18 protein-coding genes are annotated in these 19,658 nt (G+C 57.2%); 12 read left to right on the forward strand and 6 right to left on the reverse strand.

What is annotated here, in order from left to right; translation table 11 throughout:
- Window positions 1-31: 31 nt before the first annotated feature.
- Entirely contained in the window at window positions 32-355 is a 324-nt protein-coding gene (locus ACP8J1_RS05090; RefSeq protein WP_023021721.1) for a hypothetical protein, read from the reverse strand.
- 47 nt (window positions 356-402) lie between these two features.
- On the opposite strand from ACP8J1_RS05090, the gene ACP8J1_RS05095 reads away from it, so the two are divergent.
- The 3 genes from ACP8J1_RS05095 to ACP8J1_RS05105 all read left to right on the forward strand — a co-directional run bounded on the left by ACP8J1_RS05095 (window position 403) and on the right by ACP8J1_RS05105 (window position 3,898).
- On the forward strand, window positions 403-1,779 hold the full coding sequence (locus tag ACP8J1_RS05095; RefSeq protein ID WP_034656450.1) for a DHA2 family efflux MFS transporter permease subunit: 1,377 nt from the start codon (window positions 403-405) through the stop codon (window positions 1,777-1,779).
- Between the two features lie 24 nt (window positions 1,780-1,803).
- Entirely contained in the window at window positions 1,804-2,835 is a 1,032-nt protein-coding gene (locus ACP8J1_RS05100; protein WP_023021719.1) for an ATP-dependent 6-phosphofructokinase, read from the forward strand.
- Between the two features lie 79 nt (window positions 2,836-2,914).
- The gene (locus ACP8J1_RS05105; RefSeq protein WP_023021718.1) at window positions 2,915-3,898 is read left to right on the forward strand and encodes a bile acid:sodium symporter family protein; all 984 of its coding nucleotides are present in this window, start codon (window positions 2,915-2,917) and stop codon (window positions 3,896-3,898) included.
- On the opposite strand, the gene ACP8J1_RS05110 is transcribed toward ACP8J1_RS05105, so the two are convergent.
- Window positions 3,895-4,680: a DUF4261 domain-containing protein gene (locus tag ACP8J1_RS05110; protein ID WP_034656452.1), complete on the reverse strand. Its 786-nt coding sequence runs from the start codon at window positions 4,678-4,680 to the stop codon at window positions 3,895-3,897. The two genes, ACP8J1_RS05105 and ACP8J1_RS05110, sit on opposite strands and share 4 nt — an antisense overlap.
- 57 nt (window positions 4,681-4,737) lie before the next feature.
- Between ACP8J1_RS05110 and gatB the strand changes: the two genes are divergently transcribed.
- The 4 genes from gatB to ACP8J1_RS05130 all read left to right on the forward strand — a co-directional run bounded on the left by gatB (window position 4,738) and on the right by ACP8J1_RS05130 (window position 10,152).
- On the forward strand, window positions 4,738-6,243 hold the full coding sequence (gene gatB, locus ACP8J1_RS05115; protein ID WP_034656480.1) for an Asp-tRNA(Asn)/Glu-tRNA(Gln) amidotransferase subunit GatB: 1,506 nt from the start codon (window positions 4,738-4,740) through the stop codon (window positions 6,241-6,243).
- 138 nt (window positions 6,244-6,381) lie between these two features.
- Entirely contained in the window at window positions 6,382-7,434 is a 1,053-nt protein-coding gene (locus tag ACP8J1_RS05120; RefSeq protein ID WP_023021715.1) for an NAD(P)-dependent alcohol dehydrogenase, read from the forward strand.
- A 203-nt stretch (window positions 7,435-7,637) separates the two neighbouring features.
- A complete protein-coding gene (locus tag ACP8J1_RS05125; RefSeq protein WP_023021714.1) occupies window positions 7,638-9,065 on the forward strand; it encodes a YkvI family membrane protein in 1,428 nt (475 codons plus the stop codon).
- A 7-nt stretch (window positions 9,066-9,072) separates the two neighbouring features.
- The gene (locus tag ACP8J1_RS05130; protein ID WP_034656453.1) at window positions 9,073-10,152 is read left to right on the forward strand and encodes an aldo/keto reductase; all 1,080 of its coding nucleotides are present in this window, start codon (window positions 9,073-9,075) and stop codon (window positions 10,150-10,152) included.
- A gap of 21 nt (window positions 10,153-10,173) precedes the next feature.
- Here the strand turns inward: ACP8J1_RS05130 and ACP8J1_RS05135 are convergent, their stop codons facing one another.
- Entirely contained in the window at window positions 10,174-10,866 is a 693-nt protein-coding gene (locus ACP8J1_RS05135; protein ID WP_034656454.1) for a LysE/ArgO family amino acid transporter, read from the reverse strand.
- Between the two features lie 70 nt (window positions 10,867-10,936).
- Between ACP8J1_RS05135 and ACP8J1_RS05140 the strand changes: the two genes are divergently transcribed.
- The 4 genes from ACP8J1_RS05140 to ACP8J1_RS05155 all read left to right on the forward strand — a co-directional run bounded on the left by ACP8J1_RS05140 (window position 10,937) and on the right by ACP8J1_RS05155 (window position 13,723).
- The gene (locus tag ACP8J1_RS05140; RefSeq protein ID WP_023021711.1) at window positions 10,937-11,809 is read left to right on the forward strand and encodes a LysR family transcriptional regulator ArgP; all 873 of its coding nucleotides are present in this window, start codon (window positions 10,937-10,939) and stop codon (window positions 11,807-11,809) included.
- Window positions 11,810-11,878: 69 nt separating this feature from the next.
- Window positions 11,879-12,826 (forward strand): DoxX family membrane protein, encoded by a 948-nt coding sequence (locus ACP8J1_RS05145; RefSeq protein WP_023021710.1) that lies wholly within the window; start codon window positions 11,879-11,881, stop codon window positions 12,824-12,826.
- Window positions 12,827-12,951: 125 nt separating this feature from the next.
- Window positions 12,952-13,416 (forward strand): hypothetical protein, encoded by a 465-nt coding sequence (locus tag ACP8J1_RS05150; RefSeq protein ID WP_023021709.1) that lies wholly within the window; start codon window positions 12,952-12,954, stop codon window positions 13,414-13,416.
- Window positions 13,409-13,723, forward strand: a complete 315-nt coding sequence (locus ACP8J1_RS05155) for a transcriptional regulator (protein ID WP_023021708.1) — start codon at window positions 13,409-13,411, stop codon at window positions 13,721-13,723. The genes ACP8J1_RS05150 and ACP8J1_RS05155 overlap by 8 nt, the downstream gene beginning before the upstream one ends.
- On the opposite strand, the gene ACP8J1_RS05160 is transcribed toward ACP8J1_RS05155, so the two are convergent.
- From ACP8J1_RS05160 to ACP8J1_RS05170, 3 genes are all read right to left on the reverse strand, one after another.
- Window positions 13,698-14,972, reverse strand: coding sequence for a glycosyltransferase family 87 protein (locus tag ACP8J1_RS05160; protein WP_023021707.1), 1,275 nt, complete (start codon window positions 14,970-14,972; stop codon window positions 13,698-13,700). The genes ACP8J1_RS05155 and ACP8J1_RS05160 overlap by 26 nt on opposite strands.
- A 77-nt stretch (window positions 14,973-15,049) precedes the next feature.
- On the reverse strand, window positions 15,050-16,903 hold the full coding sequence (gene ilvD, locus ACP8J1_RS05165) for a dihydroxy-acid dehydratase (protein ID WP_023021706.1): 1,854 nt from the start codon (window positions 16,901-16,903) through the stop codon (window positions 15,050-15,052).
- Window positions 16,904-16,957: 54 nt separating this feature from the next.
- Window positions 16,958-17,500 carry a PH domain-containing protein gene (locus ACP8J1_RS05170; RefSeq protein WP_023021705.1) on the reverse strand — a complete coding sequence of 181 codons (543 nt, stop codon included), beginning with the start codon at window positions 17,498-17,500 and terminating at the stop codon, window positions 16,958-16,960.
- Between the two features lie 306 nt (window positions 17,501-17,806).
- Between ACP8J1_RS05170 and ACP8J1_RS05175 the strand changes: the two genes are divergently transcribed.
- The gene (locus ACP8J1_RS05175; RefSeq protein ID WP_023021704.1) at window positions 17,807-19,657 is read left to right on the forward strand and encodes an acetolactate synthase large subunit; all 1,851 of its coding nucleotides are present in this window, start codon (window positions 17,807-17,809) and stop codon (window positions 19,655-19,657) included.
- Window position 19,658: the final 1 nt, after the last annotated feature.

The raw sequence follows: 19,658 nt of genomic DNA on the forward strand, positions 1-19,658 counted from the left end.
ATGGTGCGCATTTTGTGTGTGTGGGGGGGGATTACTTGGCGTCGGAAAGCGCATAGGCTGCGCCCGCCGAGGCCGTGGTCACGCTAAGGACGGCTGGCCAGGCGCCAATCTTCTTCGCCAACGGGTGGGAGGCGCCGAATGCGCCCACGTAGAGTGCACACAGGCCAGCAGTGGTAGCCGGAGTGGTTTTCTTTGCCCAAGAGCGGCCTGCCCACACGCCAGCGGCGGCGAGGATAACGCCGCCGAGCGGGCGGATTCCGGTCTCGCGGGCGGTCACCCACCCGCCGATAAGGCCGAGGGTGACAGTAGTGGCGGTAGATACGTCTTGGGGCTTTTTGATATCAATCATGGACATGCGGCCAGTCTAGGCCGATAATTCTGGCCCCGCTAGACTTTATGGCTATGACTGTGGAGACGCACTTGCCGCCTGAGCGCCAAGCATGGCGCGCCATGTTTGCACTGTCCCTGGGATTCTTTGTGTCTCTTCTGGACCAATCCATGGTGGCGGTCGCGCTGCCGAACCTGCAACGTGATCTAGACGCGGGTGTAAACCAGGCCATGTGGGTATCCGCGTCCTATTTATTGGCTGCAGTGGTGCCGTTGCTCTTCGCCGGCCGTCTGGGCGACGTTTTGGGCCAACGCCGGATGTTTTGTCTGGGCGTGGCTATCTTCGGGGTCGGTGCGATGGTTTGTGCCATAGCTCCCCAAGTAGAAGTACTCATTGCCGCGCGTGCCGTGCAAGGCGTAGGGGCATCTCTCCAGATGCCGCAAAGTATGTCCGTCATCAACCGAATCTTCGCACGCGAGCGCCGTGGACGTGCGTTGGGCGTGTGGGGTGTAATCGGCTCGATTGCAGCACTTGTCGGTCCACTCGCCGGAGGCTTCTTAGTGGGAAACTTCGGTTGGCAGGCCGCCTTTTGGGTACACATTCCTTTCGTGGTGCTGGCCATCGTGCTGGCGCTGTTGTGGGTGCCCGAGTTGCCTACTACCGCGCAGTCCATCGATGCGCCATCGGCCGTTGTTTCTCTGATCGCGTTGGCGGCGATTGTCTTTGGCATCCAACAGGGACCAGTACTGGGGTGGGGCTGGACCATTTGGCTTATTCTGCTCGCCGGAGCAATCGCTAGCGCAGGTTTTATTCGGTTGCAGGCTACCGCCGATGCCCGCGGGGCGAGCCCGCTGGTGCCGCTGACGCTCTTTCGCGACCGCAATTACCTTGCCGGCTCGGTGGGCATTATTGCCATGGGGTTTATGGCGGCTGCAGTGATGCTACCCATCATGTTGTGGCTGCAGACCATGCAGGGCATTCCGGCAGGCGAGGCTGGCATTATCGTGGCGCCAATGGCTCTGGTTTCTCTACTGATATCTCCGCTCGCGGGAATTATGGCGGATTATGTGAATCCTCGAATTCTTGGAGTGGTGGGATTTTCCCTCCTTATTCTTTCTCTGCTTGCGGCATGGTGGGTGATGCATGTAGACGCCTTGCCGTGGGTGCTCGGGCTGCCCATTGCAGGCCTTGGCGTGGGGCAGTCCTTCATCTGGGGTTCCAACGCAGCTACCACCTTGCGCGATATTTCGCCGGAGCTCATGGGTGCTGCATCCGGTGTGTATAACACCTCCCGCCAAGTGGGATCCGTAGTGGGCGTCGCCTTAGTGTCTGCCGTTATGCAAACAGGTGACCCAGCAGTGGCACTTATTAATTCGCTCCTTGTCATCGTAGTTGCGCTGGTGGTGGGCTTGGTTTCTGCTCTCTGCTTTCGGGACACTCTGCAGGGCTAAAAATAGCGCGCTAGATTGGTAGGTATGCGTCTAGGTGTTTTAACGTCCGGTGGCGATTGCCCCGGCCTCAATGCTGTAATTCGTGCGGTTGTGCGTACCGCATCCAATGAATTTGGAGATACCGTCGTAGGTTATGAAGACGGTTGGGTGGGCTTGATGGAGGACCGCCGTCGCGATCTCTATGATGATGCAGAAATCGACCGCATTTTGTTGCGCGGCGGCACCATCCTAGGCACTGGCCGTCTGCATCCGGATAAGTTTAAGGCGGGCCTTGATCAGATTAAATCCAATATGGCCGACGCCGAAGTGGATGCCCTCATTGCCATCGGAGGCGAGGGCACCCTCAAGGGGGCAAAGTGGCTATCCGATAATGGGGTGCCGGTAGTAGGTGTTCCAAAGACCATTGACAACGACGTCAATGCCACCGACTACACCTTTGGTTTTGATACCGCAGTATCTGTAGCTACCGATGCTATTGACCGCTTACATACCACCGCGGAATCTCATAACCGTATTCTGATTGTGGAGGTAATGGGCCGCCATGTGGGGTGGATTGCCTTGCACGCGGGCATGGCTGGTGGCGCGCATTACACGGTGGTGCCCGAGGAGCCCTTCGATATCGCAGAAATCACCAAGGCGATGGAGCGCCGCTTCCAAATGGGTGAAAAATACGGCATTATTTGCGTTGCAGAAGGCGCCCTCCCTAAGGAGGGGACGATGGACTTCGAAGCCGGCGGCGTGGATCAATTCGGACACCAGACTTTCAACGGTATTGGCCAGGTTATTGGCGATGAGATCAAGGCGCGCACTGGATATGACGTGCGAACGACGGTGCTGGGACACATCCAGCGCGGCGGTACACCGACTGCCTATGACCGCGTTCTGGCAACTCGATACGGCGTGCACGCAGCCCGTGCTACCCATGAAGGCAAGTCAGGTATGTGTGTAGCTCTCCATGGCGAGGATATTGATCTAGTTCCGTTGGAGGAGGCCGTGGGAACCCTTAAGACAGTGCCGGAATCGCGTTACCGCAATGCACAAGCGCTCTTTGGGTAGAGACCACGCACATTTCGAATATTAGGATAGCGCTCCCACTGGGTGGGAGCGTATTCTTTTGTCTATGAGTATCGATAGCATGACAGATAATCGGATGGCGGCGGCTACTGTGCCCTCCGCAGCTCAAGACCGCCAAGCATTTATCGCAGCGCTAGGCTTTCCGGTGCTCGTGATTATCGGCGGCGTGATTGGATACTTTGCACCGAATACCGCGGCATCCTTTGCCCCGCAGGTCACCCCGCTGCTGGGCATTGTCATGTTTGGCATGGGCCTTACCCTCAAGCCGGTGGACTTTGCCTTGGTGGCCCGCCGGCCGCTTCCCGTGCTCATCGGAGTAGTTGCGCAGTTTGTCATCATGCCGATGGTGGCATTGGCGGTGGTAGCAATCATGGACCTCCCAGAAGCGGTAGCGGCCGGGGGCATTCTTGTAGGCTGCGCTCCCGGTGGAACGAGCTCTAATGTGGTGTCCTATTTAGCGCGTGGCGATGTAGCCCTGTCGGTGACCATGACCTCGATTTCCACCCTATTGGCACCGGTGTTTACCCCGTTGCTGACCTTGTGGCTGGCAGGGGAGTATATGCCGGTTTCCGCTTCGTCTATGGCATGGTCCATTGTGAAGGTGGTGCTCATTCCTGTCGTCGCCGGCATCCTCATAGGCATGCTGGCGCCGCGGGTGGTGGCAAGGATTAACTCGGCATTGCCTTGGATTTCGGTTGCGGCGATTTCCGCCATCGTGTGCATCGTGGTGGGCGGAGCGCACGACACCATCGCCAGCGCCGGTGCGCTGGTCTTTGCCGCTGTGATTATCCACAACGGGTGTGGCTACGGTCTGGGCTACCTAGCCGGATTGATAACCAAGCAGCCAGTCGCTGCTCGGCGCACGATGGCCGTCGAGGTGGGCATGCAAAACTCCGGCTTGGCCACCTCCTTGGCATCGACGTATATGAACCCATTGGCTGCTCTGCCAGGAGCCGTCTTTTCCGTGTGGCACAACCTTTCCGGTGCGGTGCTGGCTGCCATCTGCCGCTATGTGGATTCCCGTAGGAAGGAGAGTACTAGCTAGAAACCAATCGTGACCGCTGGAAGAGACTCGTCTACAAACCAGGGTTCTTCCTGTGCGGTCAGGGGCGGCTGACCTTCTTCGAAGCTTAAGGTGTCGCCGTCCTTGACGGTGGCGCCTTGGAGAACGTGGTCTGCGATATTAGCCAGCTTGTAATAGAGATCGGTGGGATCCATCGATTCGGTGGCCGCCTGGACTTCGGGGTGACCTGCTTGGACTAGCCCCACGGTATAACCCAGAATCTTGTTTCCCTTTTGGGTGAGCCATACTGGCGCAATGTGCATCGGGGCAAGGTTGTCCCGAACGGCCTCGAGGAACGTATTCGGAGCGATAGATACGTTGCCTCTGGGGTTGTGGACGATGAGGCATTCTGGGTGTTCGGCTACCACAGCGGTGGCTTTAGAGAGCAGCTCTAGGTGCTCGCGGCGAGCCTCACGAAACTGCTTGGCACGGTTGCCTTCTGCATCCCGGGGAAGTACGGAGACGAGGATTTGTGCGGTGGCAGAATCGAGACCGCGTGCGTCCGCGCTCAAAATGGGGTGGAGACCATAACTATCGCGGGTGGGAGGGGTATCGATGGCTTGGTAGTGCAATAAGAATGAATCATCGAGCTCGGCCATGAGGCTACCGGGATTCTTGCCCGGAGTGATGTCTCCCAAGCGATCGGCAAAAGTGGTGGTCAAACGCTCGCTTACCTCCTCGGGCGTGGGGGCAGTGCGAAAGACTGCGATGTTGATCAAAGGGGCATCGATAAGCTGAGCATCAACGCTATGTGGTGTAGTCATAATATTCAGCTTAGGGGCGTGAGCGCGCGGGTGCATGGACGTATTAAGATGGCACGCATGACTGCTGCGATGTATGACCTGATGGACTTTGATGAGGTCCTAGAAAAGTTCGAGCCGGTAATGGGCATGGAAGTCCACGTAGAGCTGGATACGGAAACCAAGATGTTTTCTACCTCTCCTACGAACTTCAACGCAGCGCCTAACTCCAACGTTGACCCGGTTTCACTGGGTCTGCCCGGTGCGCTGCCGGTAGTAAATTCCAAGGGCGTGGAGGGCGCCATCAAGATTGGCTTGGCGCTTAATTGCTCCATTGCCGAGTCCTCTCGCTTTGCCCGCAAGAATTATTTTTACCCGGACCAGCCAAAGAACTACCAGATTTCCCAGTATGACGAGCCGATTGCCTACGACGGCTACCTGGACGTAGTTCTGGAGGACGGCACCGAGTGGCGGGTGGAAATTGAGCGCGCGCACATGGAGGAAGACACCGGCAAGCTGACCCACTTGGGCGGCGTGGACGGCCGTATTCACGGTGCTACGGCTTCCTTGGTGGATTGCAACCGCGCGGGCATTCCTCTCATTGAAATTGTCACCAAGCCGATCGTCGGTGCCGGCGAGCGTGCACCGGAGGTGGCTAAGGCCTATGTTTCCGCTCTGCGTGAGCTTGTGGCAGCCCTAGGCGTTTCCGATGCCCGTATGGATCAGGGCTCGATGCGTGTGGACTCCAACCTGTCTCTGCGCCCAGTGGGGCAGGAAGAATTCGGCACCCGTACCGAGACCAAGAACATCAACTCCCTGCGTTCTGTGGAACAGGCGGTTCGCTTCGAGATGCAGCGCCAGGCACAGGTACTTGAAGATGGCGGCACCATCGATCAGGAAACCCGCCACTACCAAGAGACCGACGGCACTACCTCCAAGGGGCGTCCGAAGGAGACCGCGGAGGATTACCGTTACTTCAATGACCCGGATCTTCCACCGGTCATCGCCCCACGCGAGTGGGTAGAAGAACTGCGCCAGACCCTTCCGGAGCTGCCTTGGGTTCGCCGTGCGCGCATTCAGGAAGAGTGGGGCATCAAGGATGAAGAGATGCGCGACTTGGTCAACGCCGGCGCACTCGACCTCATCGTGGATACCGTTGAGGCCGGCGCGAAGCCGGACGAGGCGCGCTCTTGGTGGGTTTCCTATCTGGCCGGCAAGGCCAACGAGGAGGAAACCGACCTTGCAGGTTTGTCCATTACCCCGCAGCAGGTGGCGCGCGTTATCGCGCTCGTCAATGAAGGGAAGCTGACTACCAAGCTGGCGCGTAAGGCGGTAGATGGCGTGTTGGCGGGCGAAGGCGACGTCGATGAGGTCGTCGAAAAGCGCGGCTTGGAGGTCGTGCGCGACGATGGAGCCATTGAAAAGGCCGTGGATGATGCGCTGGCAGCTAACCCGGACATCGTGGAGAAGTACCGTGCCGGCAATAAGAAGGTAACCGGTGCCATTGTGGGTGCGGTCATGAAGGCCACCCAGGGTAAGGCCGATCCTGGTCAGGTCAATAAGCTCATCGCAGAGAAGCTGAACTAAGCACCACATTAAGCCAGCCGCGCTCGCACTTCCTCGAACATGACGCGTGGCTGGCTTTTTTGTGCCCTCATTTCCTGTCAAAATTGGTGATTATTTTCGTTAGGCGAGGTCAGTAGGGGTGGGCGTAGGGTTGTGGGCATGTCAATTAAGAGCAAAGTATTGCAAAAGGAAAGCCCTGAAGCTCCCTTTAAGGTCGTAGAAATCGAGCGCCGCGATCCGCGCGAGGATGACGTAGTTATTGATATCAAAGCTGCGGGCATTTGCCACTCCGATATCCACACCATTCAAAACGAGTGGGGCGAAGCCCACTTCCCACTGACGGTGGGCCATGAAATCGCCGGTGTTGTAGAAGCCGTGGGCGATAAGGTCACTAAGTTCAAGGTCGGCGACCGCGTTGGCGTGGGATGCTTAGTAAATTCCTGTGGCGAGTGCGAGCAATGCCGCAATGGACAGGAGCAGAACTGCCTTAACGGCAATGTAGGAACCTATAACTCCGAGGACGTGGACGGCACCATTACCCAAGGTGGCTACGCTCAGAAGGTAGTCGTCAACGAAGGATTCGTAAGCACCATCCCAGAGGGCATCGATTTTGACGAAGCGGCCCCGCTGCTGTGCGCGGGAATTACCACCTATTCGCCGCTGGCACGCTGGCAGGTCAAGGAAGGTGACAAGGTCGCTGTAGTGGGCCTAGGCGGATTGGGCCACATGGGTGTCCAAATCGCGGCGGCCAAGGGAGCAGAAGTGACCGTGATTTCCCGCTCCTTGCGCAAGGAGAAGGAGGCCTACGAGCTTGGTGCGAAGCACATTCTGGCCACCGGTGAGGACGAGGACTTCTTTGCCAACCACCGCGGCGAATTCGATGTCATCCTGTCCACCATTTCTGCACAGTACTCCCTCGATGACTACCTGCAGCTGCTCAAGCCGCGCGGCATCATGTCCGTGGTCGGCCTTCCGCCAGAGGAACTGGGAATCCATATGGGCAGCCTCGTCGGCGGCGGTAAGGTGCTTACGGGCAATAATATCGGCGGTATCGCCGAGACCCAGGAGATGCTGGACTTTTGTGCCGAGCACGGCATTGGTGCCGTCATTGAGAAGATCGGCGTCAACGATGTCGATGCTGCCTATGAGCGCGTGGTTGCCGGCGATGTGAAATTCCGCTTTGTGATTGATACCGCAACCTTCGAAGACTAAGGCGTTTGGTTGATTTCACTGAATCTCCATATGTGATTTAGCACAACATCGGTATGCGTCAGTAGGTGTTTGGCGGGTCACTTACGTACCATTCTTTAAGGAACGCATATCGGTGTTGCGTAGCCCACGTGCTGGGGAGCGGGGGACAAAGGGGCCGCGCGCACCAGTATGCGAGAGATATTCGCTACAAAAGTTAGGCAACTGTGTCTTCTAAAAACATTATCGCCATTGCAATGTCCTTCGTGGGCTTGTTGGTCGGCGCAGGCTTTGCCACGGGACAAGAGGTGGTGCAGTACTTCACTGCCTTTGGTACCTGGGGTATTCCTGGCATCATTATCGCCGCACTCATCATGACCCTCGCAGGCACAGTGTTCTTGCAGTTGGGAAGCTATTTCCACGCCTCGGAACACAATACTGTTTTCCGCAATGTTACCCACCCGATCGTCTCCAAATTGCTGGATGTGGCGGTCATCATCACCCTCTTTGCCATTGGCTTTGTGATGTTGGCTGGTGCTGGCTCTAATATGCAGCAGCAATTTGGCTGGAAGACGTGGATCGGTTCCACGCTCATGCTGGTCTTGGTCCTGATCGTTGGCATGCTCGACGTGGATAAGGTGTCCAAGGTTATTGGTGCGGTAACACCGACCATCATCATTGCGGTCATTGGCGTAGCCATCTACACCGGCCTTAACATGCCGGACGATATCGGTGCTGCCATGGACGCCTCCAGCCAAATCGATACTCCGATTGGCAACTGGCTGATTTCCGCACTGAACTACAACGGCCTTGCTCTGATGCTAGCCGTATCTATGTCCCTGGTTATCGGCGGCGATAATATTAGCCCGCGCGAGGCCGGCTGGGGCGGCGTTGTGGGCGGCGTTATCTACTCCGTCATGATGGGGCTTGCCGGTTTCTCCCTGTTGATGAACTCGGATAAGGCACAAGGCTCAGATATTCCGATGTTGTCTCTGGTCGATGACGTCAATCCCACATTGGGCGCTGTCATGGCGGTCATCATTTACTTGATGATCTTTAATACCGCCATCGGCATGTTCTACGCGCTGGGTAAGCGCCTGTCTGCCGGCCATGAGAAGCGCTACCCGGTCATCTTCGTCATCGGCTGCTTGGCTGGTTTCGCTGTTTCCTTTGCCGGTTTTAAGACCTTGATGAACTACATCTACCCAATCATTGGCTACATGGGAATCCTCATGGTCGCCATCTTGGTTTTTGCGTGGTTCCGTAGCCAGTCCCAGATCCAGGACGAGGCAGTGCGTCGCGAGCGCGTACGTGCCCTCATGCACCTGAAGCTGCACCCGGACAAGGAATATGACGCCGAGCGCTACGATGATGAAATTGGCCAGCACATCGAGGACTCCAATATGGATAACGAGGCCCTTTATGATGAGCTGGTGGAGGAAGTCACCGAGAAACTCGACAGCGACGATGACGTGGACTTTGACAAGGAAAAGTACGAAGAAAAGCGCCACGATTACTCTTACTACACCGAGCGTGATGCGGTAGAAACCGACCGTACCCCGGAAGAAATTGAAAAGTGGGTCGAAGAAACCGGTGCATCCGGCGATCCCGAGGAAGATGAGCAGCAGCCGAAGGCTGACAAACCGAAGAATTAAGCGGACAATGGGTGTCATGAGTATCTATGCACCCGCATCTGACCGTTATGATTCGATGGAGTACCGCCGAGTAGGTAACTCTGGTCTGAAGTTGCCGGCCATTTCCCTTGGTCTATGGCAGAACTTTGGATACGATCGTCCCCTGGCCACGCAGCGCGAGATTTTGCGCGCGGCGTATGACCGGGGGATTACTCATTTCGATTTGGCTAATAACTATGGCCCGGAACCTGGCGCCGCCGAAGCCAACTTCGGCCGCATCTTCGCTCGCGATTTCCGTCCCTTCCGTGATGAAATGATCATCTCTTCCAAGGCCGGCTGGGTGATGAATGATTCCCCCTACGGCTTTGGTGGCTCCCGCAAGTACCTGGTGAGCTCCTTGGACGCGTCTCTCGAGCGCATGGGCTTGGATTACGTGGATATCTTCTATCACCACCGCCCGGATCCAGATACCCCGCTGGAAGAAACCCTTTATGCACTGCGTGATATCGTAGCTTCCGGCAAGGCCCTCTACGTGGGCATTTCCTCTTACGGGCCGGAGCTTACCGCGGAGGCCGTGCAATTTATGGAAGAGGAAGGCTGCCCATTGCTGATTCATCAGCCAAGCTATTCCATTCTCAACCGCTGGATTGAACGTCCCGGCGAAGACGGCGAGTCGCTGCTTGACGTCACTGGGCGTAGCGGATTGGGAGTCATCGGCTTCGGGCCGCTGGCACAGGGCATGCTGACGGATCGCTATATTGATGGCATTCCCGCCGATTCCCGCGCAGCAAAAGATAAGACCTTGGAAAAGGATTGGCTTAATGAGGAGAACCTGTCCATGATTCGCGCTCTTAACGATATTGCGCGCAAGCGTGGGCAGTCTTTGGCTCAGATGGCTATTTCGTGGGTACTGCGCGACCAAGGCGACCGCACGCTAACCTCGGCGCTATTGGGCGCCTCTTCGGTGGAGCAGCTCGAGCACAACCTGGGGGCACTGGATAACCTCGACTTCAGTGCGGAGGAGCTGGGCGCGATTGACGACGTCGCCCATGACGCCGGGATCAACCGGTGGGCCGGTGCGACCGCGTCGCGCGTTCGCGGCAATTAGGCGGCCCTTTGAACCCGGCCCCTAGAGCAGGAGCAACTTGAGCGTTAGGCCAATCATGATGACGCCGATACCGAAGTTGATCCAGCGCCATACCGTGGGTCGGGACAACACGTGGGAAAAGCGTGCGGCGCCAAAGCCGATGAAGGGGAACCAAGTGAAGCTGGCGCAGATAGCACCCACGGCGAAGAGCCAGCGCCCTGATTCGCCGTATTGGTTGGCGATGCTGCCAAGCATGACCACCACGTCTACGTAGGCGCCTGGGTTCAGCCACGTTAAGGCCAGGGCGGTCAATAGTGGCTTAACCCAGGAGGGGGAGCGCTTTATCTCCACCCGAGTTTTAGTCTTCGTCGTGCTGTGTGCGGTGGAACCATCGAAGGTGGCTACTTCCTGCGGGACCTTAGGCTGTGTGGATTCGACCTCAATGGCCTCGCCCTTGGTCTTTAACGCATCGCGGAAGCAGGTAAAAGTAAAATAGGCCAGGTAAGCCGCGCCAACGTATTTCAGGACTTGCAGGGCGTTGGGAAACTTTTCTACCAGGTAGCCCACGCCGGCTGTGCCGGAGGTAATCAGGATGACGTCGGAAAGCGCGCAGACGGCAATGATTAAACCGATGTGATCACGGCGGATGCCGAATTTAAGCAGCATGGCATTTTGCGGGCCGACGGCCACGATGAGCGATAATCCCAGAAAGAAACCAGCAAGCACGATGGACATGCCTTCTAGTGTGAATTCTTAGGTTGGATTAGTCCAGTTAATGCTTCTTCAGTTGGTTTAGAATAGCTTCATGAACCCGGTGCACCTAGAAACCTTGCTTGCGATCGTGGACGAAGGCAGCTTTGACGTTGCCGCGGCCGTGCTCGGTATATCGCCGTCTGCGGTGAGCCAGCGTATCAAGGCCTTGGAGTCGAGCACCGGACGAGTACTCCTTCGCCGTGCCACCCCGGTAACCGCCACGGAAGCGGGCGAGATCCTTGTGCAGTCCGCGCGCCGCATGGCGTTGGTGCAAGCAGAAACGGATGCCCGCCTAGTCCAGCGCTTAGCCCGAGTACCGTTATCTGTCGCTGTAAATTCAGATTCTTTGGCGACGTGGTTTAGGAGGGTTCTTAACGATACCGCGCGGCGGGGCGACGTCGCGTTGCGTATCCGGATTGAGGATGAAGCGCGCACCCTGGCAATGTTGCGCCGTGGCGATGTGCTGGGCGCAGTAACGAGAGAGGCCACACCAGTTTCGGGCTGCGAGTCGAGCTTTTTGGGCACCATGCGATACTTTCCAGTCGCGGCACCGCATATTGCAGAAAGTTTCCATAGCGGTCGGCTGACCTGGGAAACCATGCCCTTGGTGGGATACGGCCCCAACGATCAGGTATTGGATGATGCGATGCGCGAGCGCTTTATTGATTCCGCCGTAGTCCGTGCACGAGTGTCGCAGATACCTTCTTCCGAGGGCTACCTAGAGGCGGTTCGCGTTGGCTTGGGGTGGGGATTGCTGCCCCAAGCCCAGGCACTGCCGCTTTTGGAGGCGAAAGAGCTGGTGCTTCTTGATGACTCCCCGCTCGATATCGACTTATATTGGCAACGTTGGCGTTTGGAATCGGAGGTTTTGGGTGAGCTCACGCGTTCGGTGATTGAGGCCGCAAGCGGCTTGGAGGCACTCTAGCCAGTTTGCTGCAACGGCGCGCCGTGGCGGGTACCACAAAAGCGCAGGCCCGTGCCTTAAATTGGAGCTATGAGCGATAAACAGCCGGATAAAGCCACACCGTTAGATGAAGACATGGGCGTGCCTACCTATAACGCCAAGCCCGCCAGCAAAGATTCCGTTTCCAGCGAGAAGAACTCGAAGCCTGGCCTCTTCGAGCGCGCCGGCCGCGCTGAGCCGCAGGAGATCAAGCCTTCCCAGGCGCGGCAAGACCGCCCTGAAACTGAGGTAATGTCCTACTCCAGCGCGAATGAAGCCGCGCGTCAGCAAAGCGGCGCCAGTGAGGAAACTGTAGCGTTTGCGCAACCGGAGTCGGCCACGCCGGTTAGTGCCGAGGAGGAATCGGCACTTGCTACTGCCGACGCCCCTGAAGAAGGTGCCGCCAGCGCAGAAACCGCAGAGGAGCGCGAGGCCCGCTTGCAGGCGGAACAGGAAGAAAAAGAAGGCTACCACCGCTATGGGCGCCGCGGCACTATCGACTTTGGTCTGCTATTCATTCGCATCGCACTGAGCGCCTACCTAATCATTGCCGGTGCAAAAACCTTCTTCGAGCTCGGCGATAGCCAGGGCTTGTCCGGTCTAGAGGGTGATTTTGCCAACTATGCTTGGGATACCGCGCTGTCGATTGCGGTTCCGACCATGCAGCTTATCGCTGGTGTATTCCTGTTGCTGGGACTCATTACGCCTCTGGCTGCCATGCTGGGCTTGGTAGTGACCGGCTTTAGCGCTGTCCACGAGCTAGCGCAGACCGATGCCGGTTTGGACGTCTTTAGCTGGCCAGATTCCGTCTGGCTTTCTTTGGTCCTCTTCGTTATCGCTGTGGGACTGCAGTTTACTGGCCCGGGCTTTATCTCCCTAGACTTCAAGCGCTCCTGGGCACGCCGCCCGCTGGGCACCTCCTGGGTCTTTGTGCTTATCGGCGTAGCGATTCTCGTAGCACTGTGGTTCTTCGGTGCGGGAGTTAATCCGCTGAAATAATCGCCAAAAAATAATCCGTCGCGCACGCGGCGGATTTTCTTTTACCCCTTGCTTTCCAGGAGGGAAAGTATGATACTTTCTAAAGTGGAAAACAACGAAATTCGAGGGTGAAAGGGATAGAGACGATGGAAGACAGCGTGCACGAGGCACTGGCATTTAATGAAGAAATGGAGCAAGACCAGGGCGCAGGGCGGAAGACCGCGCTTAATGCATTGTTTGCTGCGGCGTTAGCAGGACTGTGGTTTGGCCTGAGCCAATTTGGGGAAGGTATGCCGCTATGGTTATCTCTCGGAGTCATAATTGCCTGCGTGGGTGTAGGCCTTTGGGTAGGCGCTAAAAAGCGTGACGTACGTGCAGGCTATAGACAAAATCCTTTTGACCAGCCGCAGCCGGACTGGAAATACTATCTCGGATTTTTTCTAATGTTTGCCCCTACGTTTTTCCAGACCTTTCTCGAAGGGCACATGGTGATTGCGGCCATCGTATTCACGCTGTGGGGCTTGGGTGTGTTTTGGGCTCTCAATTCGGGAGCAATGGATATGTCCACGCGTGGCCAAAGAGACGACAAGCAGGCGAGCGGTGATGAGTGAGCTTGATCCAGTAATCCACCCGCTTAACCGGTTTAAGATTTGTGCGGTACTTAATGCTGCCGGGGCAGTGGAAGGCGCCATCAACAAAGAGATGCGCTTTGCCGCGATTCGAGACAAGGTGAATCAATCCGATGCCACGCTGTCTAAGCAGCTAAGCGCACTGGAAAAAGAGGGGTATGTCAGTCGCTTTCGTGAGTATGGATCCTCACGTGGCAAGGACACGGTATGGGTAATGCTCACGGCCAAAGGTAAGACGGCATTCGATTCGCACCTTGCAGCGCTTAAGACGCTAGCGGGGCAGGAGTAGCGGTATTTGCGTTCCGGTTATTGCGCTGGGAGGCATAGAAAGCGGCTGCGAAAAGTGCGACGGTCAGTATGGTTAGCCATACGAAGTCATCCACCCAGAACTTCTGGTAGCGCTCCATGGCGTGGACATCGACTTGATCGCCCCACCACCACTTGGGCGGGACGGTCAGCAGCATGCCTGACCAGGCGACGAGGACGGTAAGAAGGCTGCCCGCGGCCCATCCCGTAGAAAGCCAGCTCCAGGCGCGGTAAAGAAAGACTGGGATGATGAGCGTGAGCCAGACCCAGTGGTGTGACCAGGAAACGGGGGAGATGAGCAGGAGGGTGAGGGCGGTGACCAACTGGGCGTCGACAAGCAAATGCTCTTCGCACAGGCGCTTAATAAGCCACGCCGCGAATGCAATGACCACGAGGGAGGCGGTGATCCAAGCAATGTTGATAGCCAGACCATTAGCGTCCATGGCCTCCGAAGAAGAATACATGCGCTGAATGGCGCCCTTGATAGAACTATTGGACTGGTAATCAGTCCCCACGCCGAAGTCGCCGCCAGAGCCCATATCGAGCAATTTGGAACTGAAGAACTCCACGAACGCGTCCCAGCGGAAGGCTGCGGCAAGGAGGGTGGCCGCAACAGCGGAAAGGAGCGCTGTGGCAATCTGCTTCCACTCCTTGCGCACGAGGAAGTAAAGCAGCATGGCCAGAGGGGTTATTTTGATGGCGGCCGCCAGACCGATCAGGATTCCTTGCGGTAGGAAGCGCCGGCGCGGAACGAGGTCGAGGACAACGAGCGTCATGACCACGATATTGATTTGGGCAAAGCCGTTATTGAGGTCAACCGGCTCAAAGCGCAATACAATTGCCCAAGTAATGGCGGCGACGGGCAGGAGGAACTCCGGCTTTTTCAGCACTGCCTTGAATACAAGGTAGAGGCAGAGGAGCACGAGAAGATCAGAGAGGACGACCACGATGTCGCCTGCCGTGTCGTGGTCAATACCGTCGAAGGCCGTTAGCGGAACCATGACCAACGCGCCAAAGGGCGGATAAATAAAGGGCAATTGAATATCGCCAGCCAGCATGGGTTCGCTGTAGACAGAGCGGTGTTCAAGGAAGGCCTTGACGCCTTCGCGGTAGACCACCATATCGATGGGGAAGTCCGTAATGTGGATATCTTGGACGATCTTCCGAGCGCCAAGAATGAGCCCCAGTAAGGCCAGGGCATAGCGGAATAACGGGGTACGCGCGAATTTCATCGCAGGATATCTTATGTGATTTGCAGGCAAAAGGCGCGCACCCCACCGAAGCACAGCAATTTAGCAGCTATCTCCTGCTAATTCACATAACCGTCAACCACGCGAACCGCGCCGCGGTCAGCTGAGGTTGCCATTGCCGCATATGCACGCAGTGCCTTAGTGATCGGGCGGTTGCGGCTTACTGGGGTCCAAGGGGATTCGCGCTGTTCTTGGGCGGCGCGGCGGCGCTTCAGTACTTCCTCATCCACGTCTAGGGTGAGCTCGCGCTCGTGGATATTAATAGAGATGGTGTCGCCGTTTTCGATGAGCCCGATAAGTCCTTGGTGAGCAGCCTCGGGGGAGATGTGGCCAATGGATAGGCCGGAAGTACCGCCGGAGAAGCGGCCGTCGGTAATCAAGGCACATGCCTTGCCCAAACCGGCGCCCTTGAGGAAGGAAGTCGGGTGGAGCATCTCTTGCATGCCAGGGCCACCGGCCGGGCCTTCATAGCGGATGACCACGACATCGCCCGGCTGAACCTCCTTATTGAGGATGATAGATACCGCTTCCTCCTGGGACTCCACGACTCGTGCAGGGCCGGAGAAGGTCCACAGCTCCTCTTCGACGCCCGCTGCCTTGACGATGGCCCCGTCGGGAGCGAGGTTGCCGCGCAGTACAACGAGGCCACCGTCGGAAGAAAAGGCATGCTCGGCGTCGTGGATGCAGCCATTGGCGGCGTCGGTATCGAGCTCGTCCCAGCGGTTGGATTGGGAGAAGGGCTCCGTGGTGCGCACGCCGCCGGGGGCGGCGTAGTAGAGTTCGCGGGCCTCATCGGTGGCGTGAGGGTTGCGGATATCCCAGTCATCGAGCCACTGTTCGGCGTTGTCATATAGCGCTGTATGTACCTTGAGATTGAGGTGCCCGGCGCGGCGAAGCTCGCCCAAGATTGCGGGAATGCCGCCGGCGCGGTGAACATCTTCAATGTGGTAGGTCCCGTTGGGCGCTACCTTGGACAAACACGGCACGCGGTAGGAGATGTCGTTGATGTCATTCAGGGTGAAATCAACCTCGCCTTCCTGCGCGGCCGCCAAGGTGTGCAGGATGGTATTGGTGGAGCCGCCCATGGCCATGTCTAGGGCCATGGCGTTAGTGAAAGCTTCCTTGGTAGCGATGTTGCGCGGAAGGACCGATTCGTCTTCTTCGCCGTAATAGCGACGGCACATATCGACGATGGTGGTGCCGGCCTTTTCGAATAGGCCGCGGCGGGCCGTGTGGGTGGCCAAGGTGGTACCGTTGCCGGGCAGTGCAAGGCCGAGGGCCTCGGTCAGGCAGTTCATAGAGTTGGCGGTAAACATGCCGGAGCAGGAACCACAGGTGGGGCAGGCAGATGCTTCGACCTGGGTTAGTCCTTCATCCGAGACCTCATCATTGGCGGAGGCCGTAATGGCCGTAATGAGGTCGGTTGGGGCGTGGGCTACGCCATCTACAACGACCGCCTTTCCTGCCTCCATTGGCCCACCAGAGACAAAGATGGTGGGGATATTCAAGCGCAGGGCAGCATTGAGCATGCCGGGGGTGATTTTATCGCAGTTGGAGATGCATACCAGGGCGTCGGCAGTGTGGGCATTGGCCATGTACTCGATGGAATCGGAGATGATTTCGCGGGAGGGAAGCGAGTATAGCATGCCGCTATGGCCCATGGCAATGCCATCATCGACTGCGATGGTGTTGAATTCCTTGGGCACTCCGCCGGCCTCACGTACGGCATCGGCGACAATATCGCCGACGTTTTTGAGGTGCACGTGGCCGGGGACGAATTGGGTATAGGAGTTGGCGATGGCCACGATCGGTTTACCAAAGTCATTTTCCTTGGTGCCGGTTGCGCGCCACAGGGCCCGGGCGCCAGAGGCCTGGCGGCCGACGGTAGTTACTTTTGAGCGCAGCGGGAACATGGTTTAAAGTCACCATTCCTTCAAGGGATGTGGGGGAGAGCGTCGGTGGCGTATTTAGTTTTCGGCCGAGGGCTTGAGCTCGGGGTGGCGCTCAAGGTAGTCCGCATACTCTTCTTTGCTGAGGAGGACTTGCTGGCCGTCGCGGTGGACGATAACCACCTTTTCATCTGCCGCTTCACGGCCCTGGGTAAGGGCGTCCGGGATGCGGCCGCGGGAGGCCTCCGAAAGGCGTGGGAGCGAGTTAAAGGTGATACCAGGCAGGTTGTGCTCCACGCCGCTTCTCGTACGAGCAAAGGCGCGGGAGCGTTGGAACCCGATACCGGCAAAATCGTCCCAAGGGATCTGTACCTTTTTCCGGAAAGCATAGGAAATGTCGATCCCGGATTCTGAGACCTTGGTGCGGGATTTTATGACCCACCACAATCCGAGGATGGGGATGATGAACAGCCATGCGAGGTATTTGGGGGCCCACCCAATGCTCAATAGCGCAATGGTGGACAGGATAAGGATGCCCAAGATGTGGTCACGGGATGGCTTGAAAACCTCTGCCTGGGTGGTGGACTGATGAGGTTTATTGTCCTTAGGTGGTGGAGTCATAGTGTGCAAGCCTAATTCACAGGGGTGGGTGAGGGCTAACCTATTTTCAGGTATGTCTCACCATGTGGGAAACCGATCCCAAATGGGGGTAATAGCCAGAAGTGTAATACCTATCGGTGTATAGTCATGCTCATGATCATTATTCGACTTCAGGTAGTACCAATGCGGCGGTGACCGCGGCGCTCATGACGTCGACGCTTTTCGCCCCCGCAGACACACCAGCCCGCGGGGGCTTTGTTCATATCTAAAGGCGTTAACGATGATGATCACGACCAGTATTAGAGCAATCCAAGGAGCACATTAACCGTGGTTACGACAACTTCGCCCACGCCTGCTTCGGTGGCTGCAGCCTCACGCGCCCACGCTCCGGAGCGGATGAGTGGTGCCCACGCCATTGTCCGCACTCTTGAAGATTTGGGAACCGATCTTGTCTTCGGCATTCCAGGCGGTGCCGTGCTTCCGCTCTACGATGCTTTGCATACCTCGACCAAGCTGCGGCATGTGCTCACCCGTCATGAACAGGGAGCTGGACATGCTGCGGAAGGCTATGCGCAGGCTTCTGGCAAGGTGGGGGTGTGCATTGCCACCTCGGGGCCGGGTGCGACTAACTTGGTGACAGCGCTTGCCGACGCCAACCTGGACTCCGTCCCCATCGTCGCTATCACCGGCCAAGTGGGAAGCAATCTTTTGGGAACCGATGCCTTCCAGGAGGCTGATATCCGTGGTGTGACAATGCCGATCACCAAGCACAACTACATCGTGACGGAGCCTAGGCAGATTCCCGCTGCTATTGCTGCAGCATTCCATTTGGCTTCTACAGGGCGCCCAGGACCGGTCCTAGTGGATATTCCGAAAGACGTTCAAAATGGCCACTTGGACTACTCTTTCCCAACCGAATTCGATTTGCCTGGATATAAGCCAACGACCAAGCCACACCACCGTCAAATCGCGCAAGCGGTTGAACTCATCGCGCAAGCAGAAAAGCCGGTTATTTATGCCGGAGGTGGTGTCATCAAGGCGGAGGCGGCACGGGAGCTGCGTGCGTTTGCGGAATTTACCGGAATTCCAGTCGTGACCACACTCACGGCCTTGGGGTCCTTTCCGGAGTCTCATCCGTTGCATATGGGCATGCCGGGCATGCATGGCACCGTTCCGGCGGTCGCGGCGATGCAACGTGCGGATCTGCTTATTGCCATCGGCGCGCGCTTCGATGATCGAGTAACTGGGGATACCTCAACCTTTGCTCCTGAGGCCCAGGTGATTCATGCGGATATCGATCCTGCTGAAATCGGCAAAATCCGTGAGGTGGACGTGCCTATCGTGGGTGATGCGCAAAAAGTACTAGCGGGACTTTTAAAGGAATACCGTAAAAACTCCTCTCTGGATCTGCCGCAGACAGGTCCATGGCGGGACTACCTTGACGGACTCAAAGAGCGGTTTCCCCGTGGTTATGATCCCACTCCGGATGGGCAGCTAAATCCTCAATTTGTCTTGGAGAAGCTCAGTGAAACCGTAGGCCCCGAGGCAATTTATTGTGCCGGAGTGGGGCAGCACCAGATGTGGTCGGCACAGTTTATTGACTTTGAACAGCCGCGTTCCTGGATTAACTCCGGCGGGGCTGGAACCATGGGCTACGCGGTACCAGCAGCCCTTGGCGCCAAAGCAGCATGCCCAGATAAAGAGGTATGGGCGATTGACGGTGATGGCTGCTTCCAGATGACCAACCAGGAGCTAACCACCGCAGCTTTGGAGGGCTTCCCATTCAAGGTTGCCGTTATTAATAACGGCAACCTAGGTATGGTCCGCCAGTGGCAAACCCTGTTCTTTAATGAGAACTACTCCCATACCAAGCTGCGAGAGCGCGATGTCTATACCCCGGACTTTGTCCGCTTGGCAGAAGCACTGGGGTGTGAAGCCATCCGGGTCACCTGCGAGGAAGAAGTGGTGCCAGCGATTGAACGGGCCCGTGCAATCAATGACCGCCCTGTGGTTATTGACTTCATCGTTGGAGAAGATGCCCAGGTGTGGCCGATGATTGGCGGTGGGGCGTCTAACGAAGAGATTCAATACGCCCGCGGTTTGCGCCCGCTATTCGATGAAACTGAATCGGCAGCAGAAAGTCCTGCCGATATCGACGAGACCATCCAGGAGGTATAGG

The sequence above is a fragment of the Corynebacterium sp. LaCa_205 genome, from assembly GCF_057458085.1.